Source organism: Listeria costaricensis, assembly GCF_900183385.1.
Taxonomy (GTDB): domain Bacteria; phylum Bacillota; class Bacilli; order Lactobacillales; family Listeriaceae; genus Listeria; species Listeria costaricensis.
On the sequence record NZ_FXUT01000004.1, the window covers coordinates 40046 to 57266 of the forward strand.

A 17221-nucleotide genomic window follows, 5' to 3' on the forward strand; every position below is an offset into this window, starting at 1 on the left:
TAAATATTAGTCATTTAGAGGGCAGATCGGTTTTTTAACGATTATTTTTTGACGTTTTGTCTTTTTTGAACCAGAAAAGTGATCCTAATACTAAAATTGTCCCCAATAGTCTACCTGCAAAGCCAGAAGGACTATCGCCTGTTTTAGGTAAAGAAGTCTCAACTGTTGCCTGTTTGTTAAGTTTTGCTTCTTGTCCGGTTACTAAGAGCCCTTTGTCGCTATTTGAATCTAGAGATGTTACATTCAGATCGTTTGAAGCAAGATTTTCTTCATTTATTTGATGATCCACTACCAAGCCTTCCTCGTCTTCCATATTGTCGCCTGCTTCTGCCGCAACCTCTTTGACCATGACTTCAACTTGATATTCTGAAGTATTGCCCGAGCTATCCGTAACTTTGAGTGTCACCTGATAGTTCCCCGGTGCGTCTGTATCGATTTGCTCCAAGCCGGTCACTTCTATGTCCTCCATTTGGATGGCGCCGTCTTCTTTGTCAGAAGCACTTGTATGGACCGCTTCTTTGAAAGTTGCAGCATCTGGAACCGCGGCAAATTGTGCCAATTCATAGCTAGCATCTGCGGTAATGGCTGGTGCCTCTCCTTCACCAATCGTCATCAAACTTTTATTCGATGAGGTCTGATAGTTTTCATTGCTATACCCCTTATCATTATAAGAAATCGTTGCAGATGCTTCCACGTCTGTCGCAAACTGGTCGCCTCTCACATCAACTGAAACGGTAGCCTTTTCGCCCACAGCCAGACCGCCTAGGTAAAAACTAATCTGATGTTCACTAGAGCTTTCATTGGCTACTGTAGCGCCATTCGTCCGTAAAGTATCTGCTATGTAACTTACCTCCTGTGGCAAATTGATCGTCACAATATTGTTGCCAGTATCTAGACCGCCTTCATTCACAACTTCCAAATCGTATGTTGTCTCTTGATTCTTGGCAAGAGCAGCATTTGAGAAACTGCCCGTCACATTTAATTTAGATTGTGTGGCAAACACCACATCATCCAGCCAATTTCCGTAATCTAGGCCGCCATCTGACGAACTTATCGCTTTAAAAGCAAATCGAGTAACCGTTTGACCTTCGGGAACCATATAGCTGCCGTAATATTTAGTCCATGTTGGGCCATCACTCATTGTTTTCTGTGTTTGCATCTGTCCATTTGGCGCTCCAAATTGTACTTCCGCAGTATCCACACCCGTTCTCCCTCTATGTTGAACACTCCAGCGAATTCTTGTCCCCGGAGTCGTCTCAATATCCTGGTAAATGGACGAAGCCTCTGTGCCCGCTAGTTCCACCCACTGATTTCCATCAGCCGCTGTTTGCCCTTCATAGTTGTTCATCACTTCTACTCTGCCCGACTGATCCGTTGTATGCCATTTAAGCAAGTCCGGATGAACTCCATAAGCAAAGGAAGCTTGCTCTAACATCGGGTCTTCAAAACTCCCATTTTCTGCAGATACAATTTTTATCGGAGTGGTTTCTTCAGCTCTTACAATATGCGATCCCCCATCTTGCCCTGCAAAAAGTAAGATTCCCCCGCTCGTTATTGCTAATCCAGCAAATTTCAACATATTCATTTTCACCAATCCCACACCAGCTTTCTTTTAATTTTATACATTTGTAACACAAAATCAAATATTCTTATTATTTACAACAACATTCGATCTACTTTAATTATAAGATATCTTTCGTTTTCAAAATTTGTAAATCACAAGTAATTTATGCTATTTTGTGTCTATTTAATGACTTTTTTAAGGGAAATCCTCCTGTAAAAGTATTTGAAAAGAACTTCTTTATCAATCGATTATTCTCATTATGCTTTTCCAATCCGAATCAGGACTTCCTTTTCCCCTAGTTTTACGCAAAAAAGCCGACCTTCTAAAAGTCAGATAATCAATCTAACCTTAGAAAGTCGGCTTATAAAATGACAACTAGTATTAAATTAGTCTAAATCAGTACCAGCAGATTCGATGACTTTTTTGTACCAGTTGAAGGATTTTTTCTTAGAACGTTCAAGTGTTCCTTTTCCTTCATTATCACGGTCAACATAGATGAAGCCATAACGTTTCTTCATTTCACCTGTTCCAGCACTGATCAAGTCGATACAGCCCCATGGTGTAAAGCCTAGAAGCTCAACTCCGTCTTGCATTGCTTCGCCCATTTCACGAACGTGTTCACGCAAATAGTCGATCCGGTAATCATCATTGATCGAACCATCAGCTTCTACTTTATCAACTGCACCTAAGCCATTTTCAACGATGAAAAGTGGTTTTTGATAACGGTCGTAAATAGCGTTCATTGTGATGCGCAAACCAAGTGGATCGATTTGCCAGCCCCATTCACTAGCTTCAAGGTATGGGTTTTTAAGGGAAGCAAATACGTTACCTTCTGTTTCTTTCATTTTTTCAGGTTCCGCACTTGTTAGACGGGACGCGTAGTAGCTGAATGCCACATAGTCAACTGTGTGATCTTTCATTACTTCCAAATCGCCGTCTTCCATTACTAGGTTGATATTTTTTTCGCGGAAAAGACGTCCGCTGTAGCTTGGGTAGTAGCCGCGCGCTTGAACATCCACAAAGAAGTAGCCTTCACGGTCTGCTTCCATTGCTTTCCAAACATCATTCGGATTGCAAGTGTATGGATATGTGCTTCCGGCAGCCAGCATACAACCAACCATATTTTCAGGATTGATTTCATGTGCCAGTTTTGTTGCGCGTGCAGAAGCCACTAGTTGATGGTGAATAGCTTGATATTTATCTTGTTCCGGATTTGCGGATTCAGTGATATCCATGCCGCCACCAAACATAGGAATGTGAAGAATCATGTTGATTTCATTGAAAGTCATCCAATATTTCACTTGATCTTTGTAACGTTTGAAAATTGTTTCACAGAAATTCAAGTAGAAATCAATGGTTTTGCGATTCAACCAACCGTTGTATTTTTTCATCAGACCCACTGGTGTATCGAAGTGATTGATTGTCACAACTGGTTCGATTCCATATTTATGGCATTCTGCAAATACTTTGTCGTAGAATTCCAAGCCTTTTTCATTTGGAGTAGTTTCGTCACCTTCTGGGAAAATACGTGGCCAGCTGATGGACATACGGAAACATTTGAAGCCCATTTCTGCAAATAATTTAATATCTTCTTTATAACGATGATAAAAATCAATGGATTCGTGACTTGGATAGTAACCATAATCTGTTGCCATAGCTTTTTTCGGATCAGTAAGAGCATCCCAACGACCGCCTTCAACAGATGGAAGCAAGTCTACTAACGAAAGACCTTTGCCGTCTTCAAGGTACGCGCCCTCACATTGGTTTGCTGCCACTGCGCCGCCCCAAAGAAAATTATCTGGAAATTTAAAAGTTGATTTTGTCATTTTTTCAAGCTCCTTTCATTTCGTTGCTACCCCTTTACTATAAAATATGTAATGCATTACATAGCAAGTAAAAGTTTAAAAATTTAAATTAGATTTTTATCATTTACTTGAAAAAGCCTATTATTTATTCCTTTTTTTGAAAACAAAGATGGATAGTCCCACAAAGAAAATAATTGTAAGTGCAATAAAAATCAAACTAAAGCTCACTGACAATTCATTGCCATCTAGGTAATAAACCATCCCAAAGTGCTTTTCATATTCCATTAATTGGTCGTTTAAAGACTTCATTATTCATTTAAATAGCTAGCTCATATAGCATAAAATATATTTTTATAAACAAACTACTCTTTAATCGATTATTAAAGAGTAGTTCTGATACCTCTATTCTAAATACATCTCCTGCAGCTGCTCGATGTCCGCTTGTGTCAGTCCCAGGCCATCTTTCAAATAGCCTTCTGTGCTGCCATATTTTGCGTCCATTTCATCAAATGCCGCATCCAAGTAGACCTCTCGCACATCCATCATGGCTTCCATGGCATCCACAGCTTTTTGGTTGTTATTCGTTGCTTTTGCCACTTCATCTAATGATTTTTGATTTTCATCCGCCCGATATTTATTGGATAGCATGTAATCATCCATCACCGTTTCGCGGTCAACACCTAAAGCTGATAATACAAGCGCTGTCCCAAATCCTGCCCGGTCTTTCCCAGCTGTACAATGCCAAAGCACGGCCCCGTCTTCATTGTTTAGAAGCTGCTTGAAAAATTCTTTATAGCCGTTTCTGGAAAATTCATCGTCAATGAAGCTCTTATTGGCTTCGACTAAATAGTCTTCCGGATTGTCCATTGTCATTAAATTTGCCATAAAGTCTTCTGTACTTGTTGAAACGCCTGTGTCTTTCATAATCGGATCATGGATATTTTCTACACCTTCAATCGGCGGATCTGGTTTTGCCTTCACTTCCGAATCTGTTCGAAAATCGACCACTTTTTTCAAATTATATGTATCGGTCAGTTTTTTAATATCATTTCCTGTCATTTTATACATTTCTGCACTGCGAATCAGTTTATGTGGCTTAATTGTCTTGCCGCTCGTTGTTTTATATCCGCCTAAATCCCTAACATTGACTGCTCCTTCTAGCTTGATTTGACTGCCCGGTTCGACCGTCTTCTTAGCTTTTTGCGTTGATTCTGCTGATGCTTTTTCGTCTGAAGAGTTACTGCAGCCTGATAAAACAAGGCTTGAGCCAATGATGGCAACTCCGATCGTTTTGATCCATTTGTTCATTTTTTTCCCTCCTATTTGTTTTCCATTATAGTAGGTGAATTTGCTGACCATTTTTAGAAAACGTAAAAATCCGGTAAAGTGTTGTTAAGAAAAGGTTTATTGTAAAGAGGTTAACAAATAATCTTGAATATCCTAACCGTTTGCGATAGAATTAATTAAAAGTCCGTTTCGCAGGAGGAAATACGATGGAACAGTTTCTAGAAACGATCGAAAAATCGCGCGTTATCTATTTATCCACGCATAAAGCGCAAAAAGCCATTGTTCGCCCAGTTAGTCCGGTCAGATACAACCAATCGATTTTGATTCGCACTTCTGAGCTATCCTCTAAAGTGGCACACATTCGCAAAGATCCTAATGTTAGCGGGGTTTGTGAAGACTTTCATTTTGAAGGCACCGCTTATATTCTTGGAAAAATTAATGCTCCAGAAAATCGCGAATTAAAACAACAATACCTTCAAAAATTCCCTGATGCTTTCAGCTCGAATGATATGATGCTGACACAAGATGATATTTTCATTGAAATTAAAATAAAAAATATTTCCTCTCTATAAAATGCCCTCTACAACTGTGCTCACAGTTGTTTTTTTATACCTCTTTTAAGGAAAATCCACACAATCTTCATCTTTTTTTCGTATAATTAAATAAAAAACTATTGGAGTTCCCTATATGAAAACAATTTTAGTGGTTGAAGATGATTCGACTATCCTCAAAGTAATGTCCTCTTTTTTAAAACAAGCTGGCTATTCTGTAACTACTGCTTCTGATGGACTGAAAGGTTATGAAACATTTCAGGCAGGCAAATTCGATCTGGTTATCATGGATGTGATGATGCCAAAAATGGATGGCTATACCCTTACAGAACTTGTCCGCCTTCGTCATAATACGCCTATTCTGATGATCACCGCCCTTGGAGAAGAAAATGATGAGTTAAAAGGCTTTGATCTGGGGGCAGATGATTATTTACAAAAGCCCTTCTCCTATCAAATTCTTTTAAAGCGCGTTGAAGCACTTCTTCGTCGCTCAGCTCCACAAGATACAGATGAAAAAACGCTGGAATGCGGCGATATCTTTCTTGACCGTGAGCGATTTATCGTTCTTAGCAAAGGAAAAAAAGTAACTTTAACAAAGAAGGAATTCGATTTGTTAGAGCTGTTATTACGTAACAAAAACCGTGTGATCAGTCGTGAAATCATGTTGGAGCAAGTGTGGGATTATATGGCCATCGTCGACACAAATATTATTAATACACATATGAAAAATCTACGCCAAAAACTTGGTACAGATAAAATCTTAACGATCCGAGGTGCTGGCTATAAAATTGTTGACTAACTTTAAGAAAAAGCTCAGCTACAAGCTATCACTGGCAACGTTTCTAATGATGCTGCTTTTCACCCTTCTAATCTACTTGATGCTGATTCTCTTTCTTCCGACGTTTTATTATAATTACCAGGTAAATAAAATAAACACCTCTCTTGATGACGTCTATCAGGCAGCTAAAACGAACAATCTTCACACACTGGAAAAATCATTAGATGAATTTAATACAAATACAAACACCACACCCATTCTCATTGATTCTGATGGAAAAATCATCTATATTCCCTACATTACGATTCAAGCGGACACTAATAACGAAGCGATTATAGGTCCCACTGGCATTAATGAAGATGCAGAAATAAAAACGATTACCTGTAACAATCAGGATTACTTGCTTTACTATGCTTCCAACATTCAACAGATTAATGATGTTTCGTTTGTGTTAATTCAATTTGCCCCTTATTTCTTACTTTTTGCGATAGTGCTCAGTTTGCTCGTCTCCTACTTTTTCTCGAGGAAAACGGTGCGTCCACTACAGGAAATGAATCAGGTTGCCAATCAAATGGTGCAGCTGGATTTTCACGAAAAACTTGCCGTTCATTCTGAAGATGAGATTGGTGAGCTCTCAAATAACCTGAATAAGATGGCCTATTCACTGGAAAAGGCGCTGACTGAATTACAAACTGCCAATAATAAATTAAAAGATGAAATCGAAAAGGAGCGGGAAATCGAACAGCTGCGCAAAAATTTTGTTATGGCTGTTTCCCATGAGCTCAAATCCCCTTTAGCAGCGGTCATGGGGCTTGTGGAGGCTATGCAGTACAACATACCACCTTACGATAACCACACACAATATTTACCTGAATCTTATCGTGTTTTAGAGCAAATGGCCAAGTTGATCCAGGAGATGATTGAGGTATCCCATATTGACCAGCCAGATTATATCGATCAAAAGGAGACTGTCAACCTGTCCGAACTAACGCAATCTGTTCTTTTGGAAAAACAAGTCCATCCTGATTACCACCTTAAAAAAATGCAACTCGATATAGAGCCTGATATTCTGATCAAAGCCAATCCAAAATCAATTGAAAAGGTGCTGCAAAATATTATCGGAAATGCCTTTCAATATTCTGCTAATGACGCTAAGATCGTGATTTCAGTCGAAAAAACGGCTTCCAGCTGGAAATTTACAGTTTATAATGAAACGGACCCTATTCCTGAAAAAGAAATCGGCAATCTTTTCCAACCCTTTTATCGTCTCGAAAAGTCAGGAAATAAAGTAACTGGTGGAAATGGGCTTGGACTTTTCATTACCACTCGACTTTTGGAAGTACAGGGCTTTTCATATAGTTTCAAAAATGAACAAAACGGTGTAGCTTTCACTTTTTGGCAATAAAACAGCAAAAAAACAGATGGACTTCATTTTAACTCCATCTGTTTTTTGTATGCTTAATGCATGCTTAAAAATTGGAGGTTACAGAATGGATTTTATTAGAAGAGCTTGGATCAGTATCTGGGCTAAGAAAGCAAAGCATTTTCTCTTAATGCTATTGATATTTATTATTTTCATGTTCATTTTTATTGGTTTTGCCATTCAAGATGCTACAACAAAAAGTTTGGACAGTGCACGTAAACAGCTAGGAGCCGATGTGAGCCTCGTCCTTAATCAAAAGAAACTGATGGAAGACGCTCAAAACGGTAAATCAATTGACTCCATATCGCCACTTTCCGAAGAGGATGTTCAAAAAATAGCTACTCTCAAGCAAGTGAAGGAATATCAAATGATTGTAGATGGCTCTGCAATGAAAGGTGACTTAACGCCGATCAAATCATCCTCTAAAAACAGCAGTGACTCTGGCGCCATGCTTGAAACAACTGACTCAAGTGAAATGCCGAGTTTTGTCGTGGAAGGCGTTCGTGAATCAAAGCTTGAAACAGATTTTGTGAATAAAGATAGCAAATTAATTGAAGGTGAACCGATTACAGCAAACGATACGGAAGCGGCTGCATTGATTGAAAAAGCCTTTGCTGAAAAAAACAAGCTAAAAGTCGGCGACACATTTAAATTAAAAAACGAAAAAAATAAAGAAGTTTCATTCAAAGTAAAAGGTATCTATGAAACTAGCAAAACGGTCGATTCTCAACTAGCTGCATTTGAAATCATGAATCCGGCTAATAAAATTATCGTCAATTACAAGGCAGCCGAGGCATTTGGCAGTGGCGGCATTACATCAGCTACCTACTCTCTGAAAGATCCCAATATGATCAACAGCTTTATCAGCGATGCACAAAAATTAACGACAGCCGATGACGATGGCTACTACAAATTCGATGCAAAAGATGATGCCTATGAGCAATTGATCGGTCCGATTCAACAAGTTGGTTCTTTCAGCAGTGTAATTGTGGCTATCACAATGATCGCAGGTGGCTTGATTCTGGGTTTGATTGTCCTTCTTTCAATTCGTGAGCGTAAATTTGAAATGGGTGTCCTCATGTCCCTTGGTGAATCCAAAGCAAAAATCATCTGCCAATTTTTAGTCGAAATGCTAATTGTTGCCGTACTGGCATTTACTATTTCTGTATTTGTAGCCGGACCTGCGGGACAAGCCGTTTCTGACTACATGGTTGATAATCAAATCGAGAAATCCAAAGAAGAAAAACAAAGCGATCAATCCTCTTCCATGACTTTCTCTCTTGGCGAGGAAACTACTCAGAAAACTTATGAACCAATTGACAAAATAAATGTCGAGCTTTCCACATCCGTCCTGCAAAAAGTTAGTCTGCTAGGAGGCTTAACGATTCTGCTAGCGACACTGATCCCTAGTCTGTTTATCTTAAGACTCAAACCAAAAATGCTCTTTGCGCAGAAAGATTAGGAGGTTAACACATGCAGAATTTATTAACATTAGACAAACTTTGCTTCAGCTATCAGGCAAATAACAAGGCACAGAAAATCTTGGATCAGGTTCATTATCAATTCAAAGAGCACACCTTTTATACGATTATCGGGCCATCAGGTGCTGGTAAAACAACTTTACTTTCCATCATGGCAGGCCTCGATGTTCCAGATTCCGGTCAAGTTCTCTTCAACCAACAAGACGTGAGCAAATCAATCGGTCTCTCCAAATATCGGCAAAAATATTGTTCCATCGTCTTTCAGGCCTACAATTTGATCCCATACATGACGGCGCTACAAAACGTCATAACGGCTATGGGCATTCAGCATACAAAAGATCCCAATTTTCCTTCCAAAAAAGAAAAAGCCATTCAGCTGCTGAATGAAATGGGCCTTGATGAACATCAAATGAAAAGTCCCGTCCTCAAATTGAGTGGCGGACAGCAGCAGCGTGTAACGATTGCTCGCGCCTTATCCAGCAACGCACCTATTATTTTTGCAGATGAGCCGACTGGTAATCTCGACCATGAGACTTCCCAAACAATCATTCAGCTTTTCCAAAAACTGGCTCATGAAAAAGGCAAATGCATCATTATGGTTACACACGATTTGAGTATAGCCAACGTTTCCGACGTGAAGCTGCGACTCAAAGGTAAGAAACTCGTAGAATATTAACTTGCATAATTGTTGCTTCGTACCTACTCCTCTCCTACTTTACAGCAAGGGCGAGTCGGTTGTGCAAAAAAACAAGCCATCTGAGTAATTGATTCAGGTGGCTTGTTTATTTTCTTACATCAAATGATTCATATGTCCGATTTCCATTACCCAGTATGAGCCGATAACCACAACAATCGCAATAAATGCGGCAAAAAGAATATTTCCGACCTGAATGCGGCCGTCTCTGCCTTCTGTCATGTGCATGAACATTAATAGTTGTAACGCCGCTTGGATAAAGGCGAATATAAAAATAATCACTACCTTGACATTATAATCAAGCGTCGAATAGAGTGCGACCCAAACCGCGAGTAATGTCAAAATGATCGAGAGTGCAAAGCCAACAATATGTTTCCATGGTATGCCGGATTCTGCATGCGCATTTGCAGTATTTTTATTTTCAGCCATCTTAATTCACCATCCCTAACAGGTAGACACCCGTGAAGATGAAAATCCAGACAACATCAAGGAAATGCCAGTAGAGACTGGAAATAAAGACCTTTGATGCTGCACGTGGCGTCAAACCGCGCATTTTGATTTGAATCAGAATAAATGTGATCCAGAAGAGTCCGATCGTTACGTGGGCTCCGTGCGTTCCCAGCAAAATAAAGAATGCCGACCAGTAGGAACCAACTCGCATTGTTACGCCTTCCATGATGTAATGGGCGAATTCATAGATTTCAAAACCGACAAATCCAGCGCCTAAAAGAAGCGTAATGATCGAATAGGTAACAAGTCGCTTAACATTACCTTTTCGCATTTCACCAATTGCCAGACCGCATGTGAAGCTACTTGTCAAAAGAAGAAAGGTCATAATCAAAACTAGCGGCAACTCAAACATTTCAGACGGCGGATGGCCTGCATTTGATCCCGCCTTACTCATCACAAAATAAGTCGCAAAAAGTGTTGCAAATAAAGCAATTTCAGCCCCAAGGAAGATCCAAAATCCTAAGATATTCAGTCTGCCCTGTTCAGATTGATATTCTAGCGGAAGGTCCGAATTTTTTACAGATTCCATGGGTTACCCTCCTTTACGCCCGTTTCGAGTTCGCGAGCATTATGTTCTTCTGTGGCAACAATTTCAGCCACTTCGACATGATAGCCGTCGTCTTTTTGGAAGGAACGATACACCATGCAGCCGAGCATACCCAGACCGCCAATGAGACCGAGCCAGTACCAGTAGAAGACAAGGCCAAACCCGCCGATAAATAGGAACATGGCCATTATAAAGCCCAACATTGTGTTACTTGGCATATGAATCGGCTGATAATTTTTATTATCTAAATAGGATTTTCCTTCTTGTTTTAATTTCCAGAAATCATCCAGATCGTTCCACTCAGGAAGTACCGCAAAGTTATATTTAGGCGGCACTGCCGAACTTGTTGCCCATTCCAGCGTCCGTGCATTCCACGGGTCACCTGTCACCTCACGTTTCGAGTGTTTAAAACTATAGACGATATTCCAGCAGAGAATAAGGAAGGCAATCCCCATTAAGAAGGCACCGATTGTCGAAATGAAATTCAGTGTTGTCCAGCCATCGCCTTGCACATATGTGTAAAGACGACGCGGCATGCCATCCAGCCCTAAGAAATATTGCGGGAAGAAACATACGTTGAAGCCAACCACAAAAATCCAGAAGAACCATTTGCCAATTTTTTCATTCAAGCGATAGCCGACCATTTTCGGATACCAGTAAATCAGACCGGCAAAGCAGGAGAACACGGTCCCAGCAATCAGCACATAGTGGAAGTGGGAAACAAGGAAGTACGTATTATGATACTGATAATCAGCCGCCGCCATTGCAAGCATCACCCCAGTTACCCCGCCAATAACAAAGTTGGGAATGAAGGCAAGCGCCCACAACATTGGCGTTGTGAAGGTTATGCGCCCTTTATACATGGTGAACAGCCAGTTAAATATTTTAATCCCGGTCGGTATGGCAATCATCATTGTCGTGATCGAGAAGAACGAGTTTACAAGTGCTCCGGAACCCATCGTGAAGAAGTGATGGACCCACACGAGGAAACTCAATATAGAAATTACGACAACTGCCGCAACCATTGCCGGATAACCAAACAATTTTTTGCGTGAGAAGGTCGAGATAACTTCAGAGAATATCCCGAATGCCGGCAGAATTACAATGTAAACCTCCGGATGGCCCCAGACCCAGAACAGGTTGGCCCACATCATCGGCAGACCGCCATTGGCCAGTGTGAAAAAGGCCGTTCCGAACAGTCGGTCAAATGACATCAACGCAAGTGCCACCGTCAAAACTGGAAAAGCGAAAATAATGATCAGACTGGTGATCAAGACGGTCCACGTAAACATCGGCATTTTCATCAGCGACATGCCTTTTGTCCGCATTCTCATAATCGTCACAAAGAAGTTGATCCCTGTCATTAGCGTCCCAATACCTGCAATCTGTACCCCTAGCAAGTAAAAATTAATGCCATATCCGGCACTGAATTCTTCTGCAAGCGGTGCATAGTTGGTCCAGCCGGCATCAGGTGAACCACCGATAACAAATGAGATATTGAATAGCATGGCACCCATGAAAAATGTCCAAAAACTCAAGTTGTTGAGGAAAGGGAACGCCACATCGCGCGCCCCAATTTGAAGCGGCACGGCAATATTCATCAATCCAATAATAAACGGCATCGCCATGAATAGAATCATGATTGTCCCGTGTGTCGAAAAGACTTCATTATAGTGCTGCGAATCTAAAAATTCCATCCCTGGAAGCGCCAGTTGTGTCCGCATCATCAGTGCATCCACACCACCGCGGAACAGCATCAGTACGGCTGCCAAAAGATACATGATTCCAATTTTCTTGTGATCAACGGAAGAAATCCATTCTTTAAACAGCCACTTCCATTTTTTCTTCCAAGTTAAAAGCACGACGATCCCGATACTTACAAGCGCAATAGACACTTGAGCACCTAAAATCAGAGGATCACCAGTGATGATAAATTCATTCCATTTCATGTCTAAATCCCCCTTTTTTATTCGCCCGCGTCATCCGATTCTTTTTTGTTGAACTCGTTTGTTTGGATGTCGTCCTCCATTTTTTTCATCTCTTTATCATAGTGTTTATCTTGATGGTAGCCCTCACCGTTTTTAATGATCATCGGCTCCATATCATGCCGTTCAAATTGCGGATTCGTGACAGTTACCGGCCGCGGTGGAAGCAGTGGTTCATCCGAAATCTCAACTTTTGCGTCGGGATCATGCGGATTGGTCAACTCATAGCCGTAACGTTTGTATGCATAGAAAACATACTCTGGGTCAGCGGCCGGGTCGACAAATGCCAGATGGGTGCCCGAATACGTCTTTTCTTTTGAACCACCAGGAATCAACAGTCGATCATAAATATCCTGTGTTAATTCTGGTGACTCCGTGCTCGCTTTTTCTGCCCATGATTTGAAATCTTTTTCTGACTGGGCAATGACATTGAAGCGCTGTTCATGAAACCCTTCACCGTTAAAATTGGCGTTGCGTCCTTTAAACGTCCCCTCTTCATCTGCCTGCAAATACAGATTCATGGTCATTCCAGACATTGCATACTTTTGTCCACCGAGTTGCGGCACCCAGAAGCTTGTCATCGTATCAGCTGACGTCAGCTTAAATAAAACTGGTCGATCAGTTGGAATATGTACATAGTTGACGGTTTCAATTCCCTCATCAGGGTAACTGAAAATCCATTTCCAGTCTGCACTTGTTGCATAAATAACGACCGGATCTTTATGAGAAGTCACTTTTGGCGCTTCTTCTCCCGCATAGATGGTTTTTACAGTCGGAATAGCCAGCGCAATGACAATCGCCACTGGAATCAACGTCCATAAAATCTCCAGTTTTACCATACCGTGCATATCCGGCTCGTAATTTGATGTGTCTTGCCGTTCCCGATATTTCACGAGCATAATCGTAAACAAGACGAAAATTGTCAGCACGATAATCATCATGAAAATAATCGAGTAGATGATCAAATTACTTTGATCCTTTGCTACAGGTCCCTTTGGATTTAGAACTGTCAAATCACCACAGCCGCTGAGAATACCCATAAAAACAACCAGCGCCGTCAGTAGCAATGATTTTAGTAGCTTTGACACCCGAATCCCCTCTTTTCTTTTTAATTGTGTGGTTTCAATGTGTATTTTTGCGCAAAAATACCATTGAGATGTCCTGTCAGGAAATATTCTGCTTTCTTGACAGGATTTCTCCTTTTTTCACAAACTTAGTGTGTGAAATTTCTTTCAAAAAAATGGCACTATATCCATATTCGGACTAATTATAGCTGATATTTCTTTTTTGTTCAAAAAGTTGATATATGATATTTTTCACAAACTCATAAAAAAACTGGCACCATACAGATAAAACACCCGCATAGTGCCAGTCTAATCTTATTTTTCAATTTTTGTGCTACCAGTATGGAATGGCAGGGACTTTATTCCTAATTTTTCCCATTCCGTCTCTAATAAAAGTTTTTCCGATTCCTCTGCTAAAAAAGCAATGCCGCAATCGCCGCCTCCTGAACCAGAAAGTTTTCCTGCTCCGCCATGTTGTTCAGCCGCTTCAGCAAGTTTCCCAAGCAGTTCTGTTTCAATCGGCACGTGTGCTTGTTCTCCTAAAGCCTTAAGTGCCAATCGGTTTTGCTTAATACTGGAAAATAATAGCGGCAAATTCTTCTCTTTTAATGCCTGTAGCATCTGCTCGACATAGGTGCCCGTTTTCTCTAGGAAAAGCCGATAATCATCCGGCTGCTCCTGTTTAAAAACCTGAATTTCTGAGACCAGTTTGCCAGTGCTCACCGGATTTCCCGTCCAGCCCACTGCAAATGGAAGTGTGGGCGTTTCGAGCTGCTCAATTTTCAGATTAGGCCACGGATTGGTCAAAAACCATGCCAAAGATTTATATGGCAAATGTCGAGTCACCCAATCCTGATCAAATGTCGTATAGGCGATCCAGCCGCCGTACATGCATGAAGCAATGTCCCCGCAAGAACCGTTACCTTGCACGACCAGATGGGACAGGGCCGCCATTTTAAACTGCGTTTCAAGTGGCGTATCCGGCGCAAATCGAGCCATCATCGCCTTAATAACAGCCGTCGTCGCAGCTGCACTGGAACCTAGTCCATATTTAAAGCCCGATTCATCAATCAGCTCTGTTTCAATCGTCATCTTGATAGGCGAAAGTGAAATTTTTCTAGCTTTTAAATAAGCCGTTGCCGTGTTAATGGCTTCTGCCGTGAAAGTCCAATGCTCACCTTCAGCCTGCAACTCCTCGCCAAGTGGCCACGTGACGGTATCTTCATAATGAGGAATCGTCAACTGATTTTTCCATGAATCTTCGAGCGTCAACGTGATATAGCGGTCGACAGCTGCCAGAATCGCTGTATGTCCGGATTCTACTACCGCATATTCACCTGCAATATATAATTTTCCAGGAATTTTTATTTTTAATTTACTCATCTTCGTTCACCACTTTCACACCTTCACCAGCGTGACAAATATAAACCTGCGAAATAATTTCTTTCAAACGCGTCTGGATTTGCTGTTCATCCTTTCGCAGACAAATAACTTTTACATTTGGACCAGCATCCATTGTAAAGTAGGCTGGAATTCCATTATGACGCATTTCACGCACAATATCCATAATTTCAAGCGAAAGTGGTTGAAAATAAGTGAACGGCGGCTCTGCACCAAGCGTAGTAGCGTGCATTCTCATGGCATTTCTTTCAGCAATCTCGCCAACTTTGACAAAATCGCCCGCACTTAACGCCCGTTTCATATCCTCTAAATCAACAGCCGATCTTTCAATCCAGGCTGTGAAAAAAGGAGAGGTTTCCACGGTTGACTTCATGCCAACGCGACTTGATACTTTTTTCTTTTTATCCGAAACAACAGCTACAACCATTGCGATTTCTTTTGTCAAATTACTGTGAAGCGGATGAGCAAAACTATCCGAACCGTCTGCCAGAGCGCCTTTTTCCCAAATGGCAAAATCACCATAAATCGAGCGGCTGGCCGAACCCGAACCTTGTCTGGCAAGTTTGGACAATTCTTCGTTAGAAAGGTCGTAACCCAGTGCTGCAGTAGCCGCAGCAGATAGGGCCGCAAAAGCAGATGCTGAGGACGCTAATCCTGCCGCAGTGGGTACATGATTTTCCGAAACGATACTTGCATACTGCTGCGTTGCAAATTGTTTACGAATAATCTCCATAAAACGAGTCACTTTTGCATCTTGCAATTCTTCTCCATCTAAAACAAAACGATCCGCGTCCAAATCTGTTCGCCATTCGACAGTCGTTTTTGTATAAAATTGATCCAGCGTAAGAGACAAGCTGCTATTTGCCGGCAAAATCAATTTCTCATCCCGCTTGCCCCAATATTTAATCAATGCAATGTTAGTATGTGCCACTGCTGTCTTCTTCACTGGTTATCTTCTCCAATCGTAAATATCCAAACTCTTGCCGCACCGCCGCGCTGTAAGGCATCCGCAACTTTTCTGGCCGATTCCTGATTTTCAACAAGGCTGATGATACAACCGCCTCGACCGCCACCAGTCAATTTAGCTCCTGCAGCACCATTTTCCAAAGCTGTCCGGATTAATTTTTCCAGACTAGCATCACTGACTGTCAGTTTTTCAAGCAATTTTTGCGCCTCTGTCATTAGCAGCCCTACTTGTGCAACATCTAAATTCGTTTCAAAATATTTTTTTATTTCCCGGGAAATATCACCTAATTTGATGATCATTGGCTGGTAAAGCTGGGGATCATTTTGCAATAAATGCCCTACATCTAGAACCGCTGAACGTGTTTCACTTGGCACTCCTGTATCTGCTACAACAAAATGCGCTTTCTGATTGAAATGAATTAGTTCAAGCGATTTGTCTTTTTCAAACCATACAGGCTTTCCTGTCACAACTGTTACAGCATCTACGCCACTTGGCTTTCCATGAGCAATTTTTTCAGATTGATTGACCCAGTGAAGGAGTTCCTTTTCTGTAAGCGGCTGCTTAAAGTAGACATACAGCCCCCTAACAATGCTTGCCGCCACGGCTGCACTGGAACCTAGTCCACGACCGATTGGAACATCGCTCATTACATTGATCATAACTTTTTTATCGCCCATTCTGCGCAAGATTTGCTCAGTAATTTCTTTTATTCCTGCTAAAAAAGCTGGCATTTCATCTAAAGAACCTTCAAAAAATGCAGATGAGAAGCTTGTTTCAGTGGCTTCTGTTACATCTGTTTTTACAATTGCCTGACTAAAAGGAACCGATATCGCTGGTTCCCCATAAACTACGGCATGTTCGCCACATAAAATCAATTTTGCAGTTGCAATTCCTGTAGCCAAAGCAGCCATCCCTTCCTACATTAAATCTGTTATCCATTTTATTCATTCTCAATACTTCATAATACCATAAAAAAACAATCCTAGCCCAGAGTAAAAGGAAGGAATTTACCGTTTTACATAAAAGCAGACTGATACTACTGCTAATAATACTCATTTATCAGCTTTTTTTCAATTGCTCTGCTTTTTTTCTCACATATCGATCTGTACATAAGCAGCTCTGCATGTGGCCCCAAATAATCTTCCCTCTACATCGATTGTTAAG

General features: G+C 41.1%; 15 protein-coding genes. 5 read left to right on the forward strand and 10 right to left on the reverse strand.

Translation table 11 applies throughout. The features are described 5' to 3' along the window. Window positions 1-34 precede the first annotated feature (34 nt). From CS921_RS03330 to CS921_RS03340, 3 genes are all read right to left on the reverse strand, one after another. Entirely contained in the window at window positions 35-1585 is a 1551-nt protein-coding gene (locus tag CS921_RS03330; protein WP_162921680.1) for an immunoglobulin-like domain-containing protein, read from the reverse strand. Between the two features lie 365 nt (window positions 1586-1950). Next, the gene (locus CS921_RS03335; RefSeq protein WP_099221640.1) at window positions 1951-3390 is read right to left on the reverse strand and encodes a 6-phospho-beta-glucosidase; all 1440 of its coding nucleotides are present in this window, start codon (window positions 3388-3390) and stop codon (window positions 1951-1953) included. A 381-nt stretch (window positions 3391-3771) separates the two neighbouring features. Next, complete coding sequence (locus CS921_RS03340) at window positions 3772-4677, reverse strand: tyrosine-protein phosphatase (RefSeq protein ID WP_099221641.1); 906 nt, start codon at window positions 4675-4677, stop codon at window positions 3772-3774. 185 nt (window positions 4678-4862) lie between these two features. Here CS921_RS03340 and CS921_RS03345 point away from each other — a divergent pair, with 185 nt between their 5' ends. The 5 genes from CS921_RS03345 (at window position 4863) to CS921_RS03365 (ending at window position 9565) form a co-directional block, all read left to right on the forward strand. Continuing rightward, window positions 4863-5228, forward strand: a complete 366-nt coding sequence (locus CS921_RS03345) for a pyridoxamine 5'-phosphate oxidase family protein (RefSeq protein WP_099221642.1) — start codon at window positions 4863-4865, stop codon at window positions 5226-5228. 115 nt (window positions 5229-5343) lie between these two features. Further along, entirely contained in the window at window positions 5344-6006 is a 663-nt protein-coding gene (locus CS921_RS03350; protein ID WP_099221643.1) for a response regulator transcription factor, read from the forward strand. Beyond that, the gene (locus CS921_RS03355; RefSeq protein WP_099221799.1) at window positions 5999-7390 is read left to right on the forward strand and encodes a sensor histidine kinase; all 1392 of its coding nucleotides are present in this window, start codon (window positions 5999-6001) and stop codon (window positions 7388-7390) included. The genes CS921_RS03350 and CS921_RS03355 overlap by 8 nt, the downstream gene beginning before the upstream one ends. An 85-nt stretch (window positions 7391-7475) precedes the next feature. After that, window positions 7476-8870, forward strand: a complete 1395-nt coding sequence (locus CS921_RS03360; protein WP_099221644.1) for an ABC transporter permease — start codon at window positions 7476-7478, stop codon at window positions 8868-8870. An 11-nt stretch (window positions 8871-8881) separates the two neighbouring features. Next, the gene (locus CS921_RS03365; RefSeq protein WP_099221645.1) at window positions 8882-9565 is read left to right on the forward strand and encodes an ABC transporter ATP-binding protein; all 684 of its coding nucleotides are present in this window, start codon (window positions 8882-8884) and stop codon (window positions 9563-9565) included. 114 nt (window positions 9566-9679) lie between these two features. Here the strand turns inward: CS921_RS03365 and qoxD are convergent, their stop codons facing one another. The 7 genes from qoxD to mvk form a co-directional block, all read right to left on the reverse strand. Further along, complete coding sequence (gene qoxD, locus CS921_RS03370; protein WP_099221646.1) at window positions 9680-10012, reverse strand: cytochrome aa3 quinol oxidase subunit IV; 333 nt, start codon at window positions 10010-10012, stop codon at window positions 9680-9682. 1 nt (window position 10013) lies between these two features. Next, the gene (gene qoxC / locus CS921_RS03375) at window positions 10014-10622 is read right to left on the reverse strand and encodes a cytochrome aa3 quinol oxidase subunit III (RefSeq protein ID WP_099221647.1); all 609 of its coding nucleotides are present in this window, start codon (window positions 10620-10622) and stop codon (window positions 10014-10016) included. Beyond that, the gene (gene qoxB, locus CS921_RS03380) at window positions 10610-12589 is read right to left on the reverse strand and encodes a cytochrome aa3 quinol oxidase subunit I (protein ID WP_099221648.1); all 1980 of its coding nucleotides are present in this window, start codon (window positions 12587-12589) and stop codon (window positions 10610-10612) included. Before qoxB ends, qoxC begins: the two co-directional genes overlap by 13 nt. A gap of 17 nt (window positions 12590-12606) precedes the next feature. Beyond that, entirely contained in the window at window positions 12607-13713 is a 1107-nt protein-coding gene (gene qoxA / locus CS921_RS03385; protein WP_099221649.1) for a cytochrome aa3 quinol oxidase subunit II, read from the reverse strand. A 291-nt stretch (window positions 13714-14004) separates the two neighbouring features. Then, window positions 14005-15072 carry a phosphomevalonate kinase gene (locus CS921_RS03390; protein ID WP_099221650.1) on the reverse strand — a complete coding sequence of 356 codons (1068 nt, stop codon included), beginning with the start codon at window positions 15070-15072 and terminating at the stop codon, window positions 14005-14007. After that, window positions 15065-16036, reverse strand: coding sequence for a diphosphomevalonate decarboxylase (gene mvaD / locus CS921_RS03395; protein WP_099221651.1), 972 nt, complete (start codon window positions 16034-16036; stop codon window positions 15065-15067). The genes CS921_RS03390 and mvaD overlap by 8 nt, the downstream gene beginning before the upstream one ends. Continuing rightward, complete coding sequence (mvk, locus tag CS921_RS03400; RefSeq protein WP_099221800.1) at window positions 16033-16959, reverse strand: mevalonate kinase; 927 nt, start codon at window positions 16957-16959, stop codon at window positions 16033-16035. Before mvk ends, mvaD begins: the two co-directional genes overlap by 4 nt. Window positions 16960-17221 lie beyond the last annotated feature (262 nt).

What these genes read in the sequence shown, in the direction of transcription:
- qoxD (WP_099221646.1), bottom strand. Translation starts at nt 10,012, where the DNA reads ATGGCTGAAAATAAAAATACTGCAAATGCGCATGCAGAATCCGGCATA.
- CS921_RS03360 (WP_099221644.1), top strand. Translation starts at nt 7,476, where the DNA reads ATGGATTTTATTAGAAGAGCTTGGATCAGTATCTGGGCTAAGAAAGCA.
- CS921_RS03330 (WP_162921680.1), bottom strand. Translation starts at nt 1,585, where the DNA reads ATGAATATGTTGAAATTTGCTGGATTAGCAATAACGAGCGGGGGAATC.
- CS921_RS03365 (WP_099221645.1), top strand. Translation starts at nt 8,882, where the DNA reads ATGCAGAATTTATTAACATTAGACAAACTTTGCTTCAGCTATCAGGCA.
- CS921_RS03340 (WP_099221641.1), bottom strand. Translation starts at nt 4,677, where the DNA reads ATGAACAAATGGATCAAAACGATCGGAGTTGCCATCATTGGCTCAAGC.
- CS921_RS03335 (WP_099221640.1), bottom strand. Translation starts at nt 3,390, where the DNA reads ATGACAAAATCAACTTTTAAATTTCCAGATAATTTTCTTTGGGGCGGC.
- qoxB (WP_099221648.1), bottom strand. Translation starts at nt 12,589, where the DNA reads ATGAAATGGAATGAATTTATCATCACTGGTGATCCTCTGATTTTAGGT.
- CS921_RS03390 (WP_099221650.1), bottom strand. Translation starts at nt 15,072, where the DNA reads ATGAGTAAATTAAAAATAAAAATTCCTGGAAAATTATATATTGCAGGT.
- CS921_RS03350 (WP_099221643.1), top strand. Translation starts at nt 5,344, where the DNA reads ATGAAAACAATTTTAGTGGTTGAAGATGATTCGACTATCCTCAAAGTA.
- qoxC (WP_099221647.1), bottom strand. Translation starts at nt 10,622, where the DNA reads ATGGAATCTGTAAAAAATTCGGACCTTCCGCTAGAATATCAATCTGAA.
- CS921_RS03345 (WP_099221642.1), top strand. Translation starts at nt 4,863, where the DNA reads ATGGAACAGTTTCTAGAAACGATCGAAAAATCGCGCGTTATCTATTTA.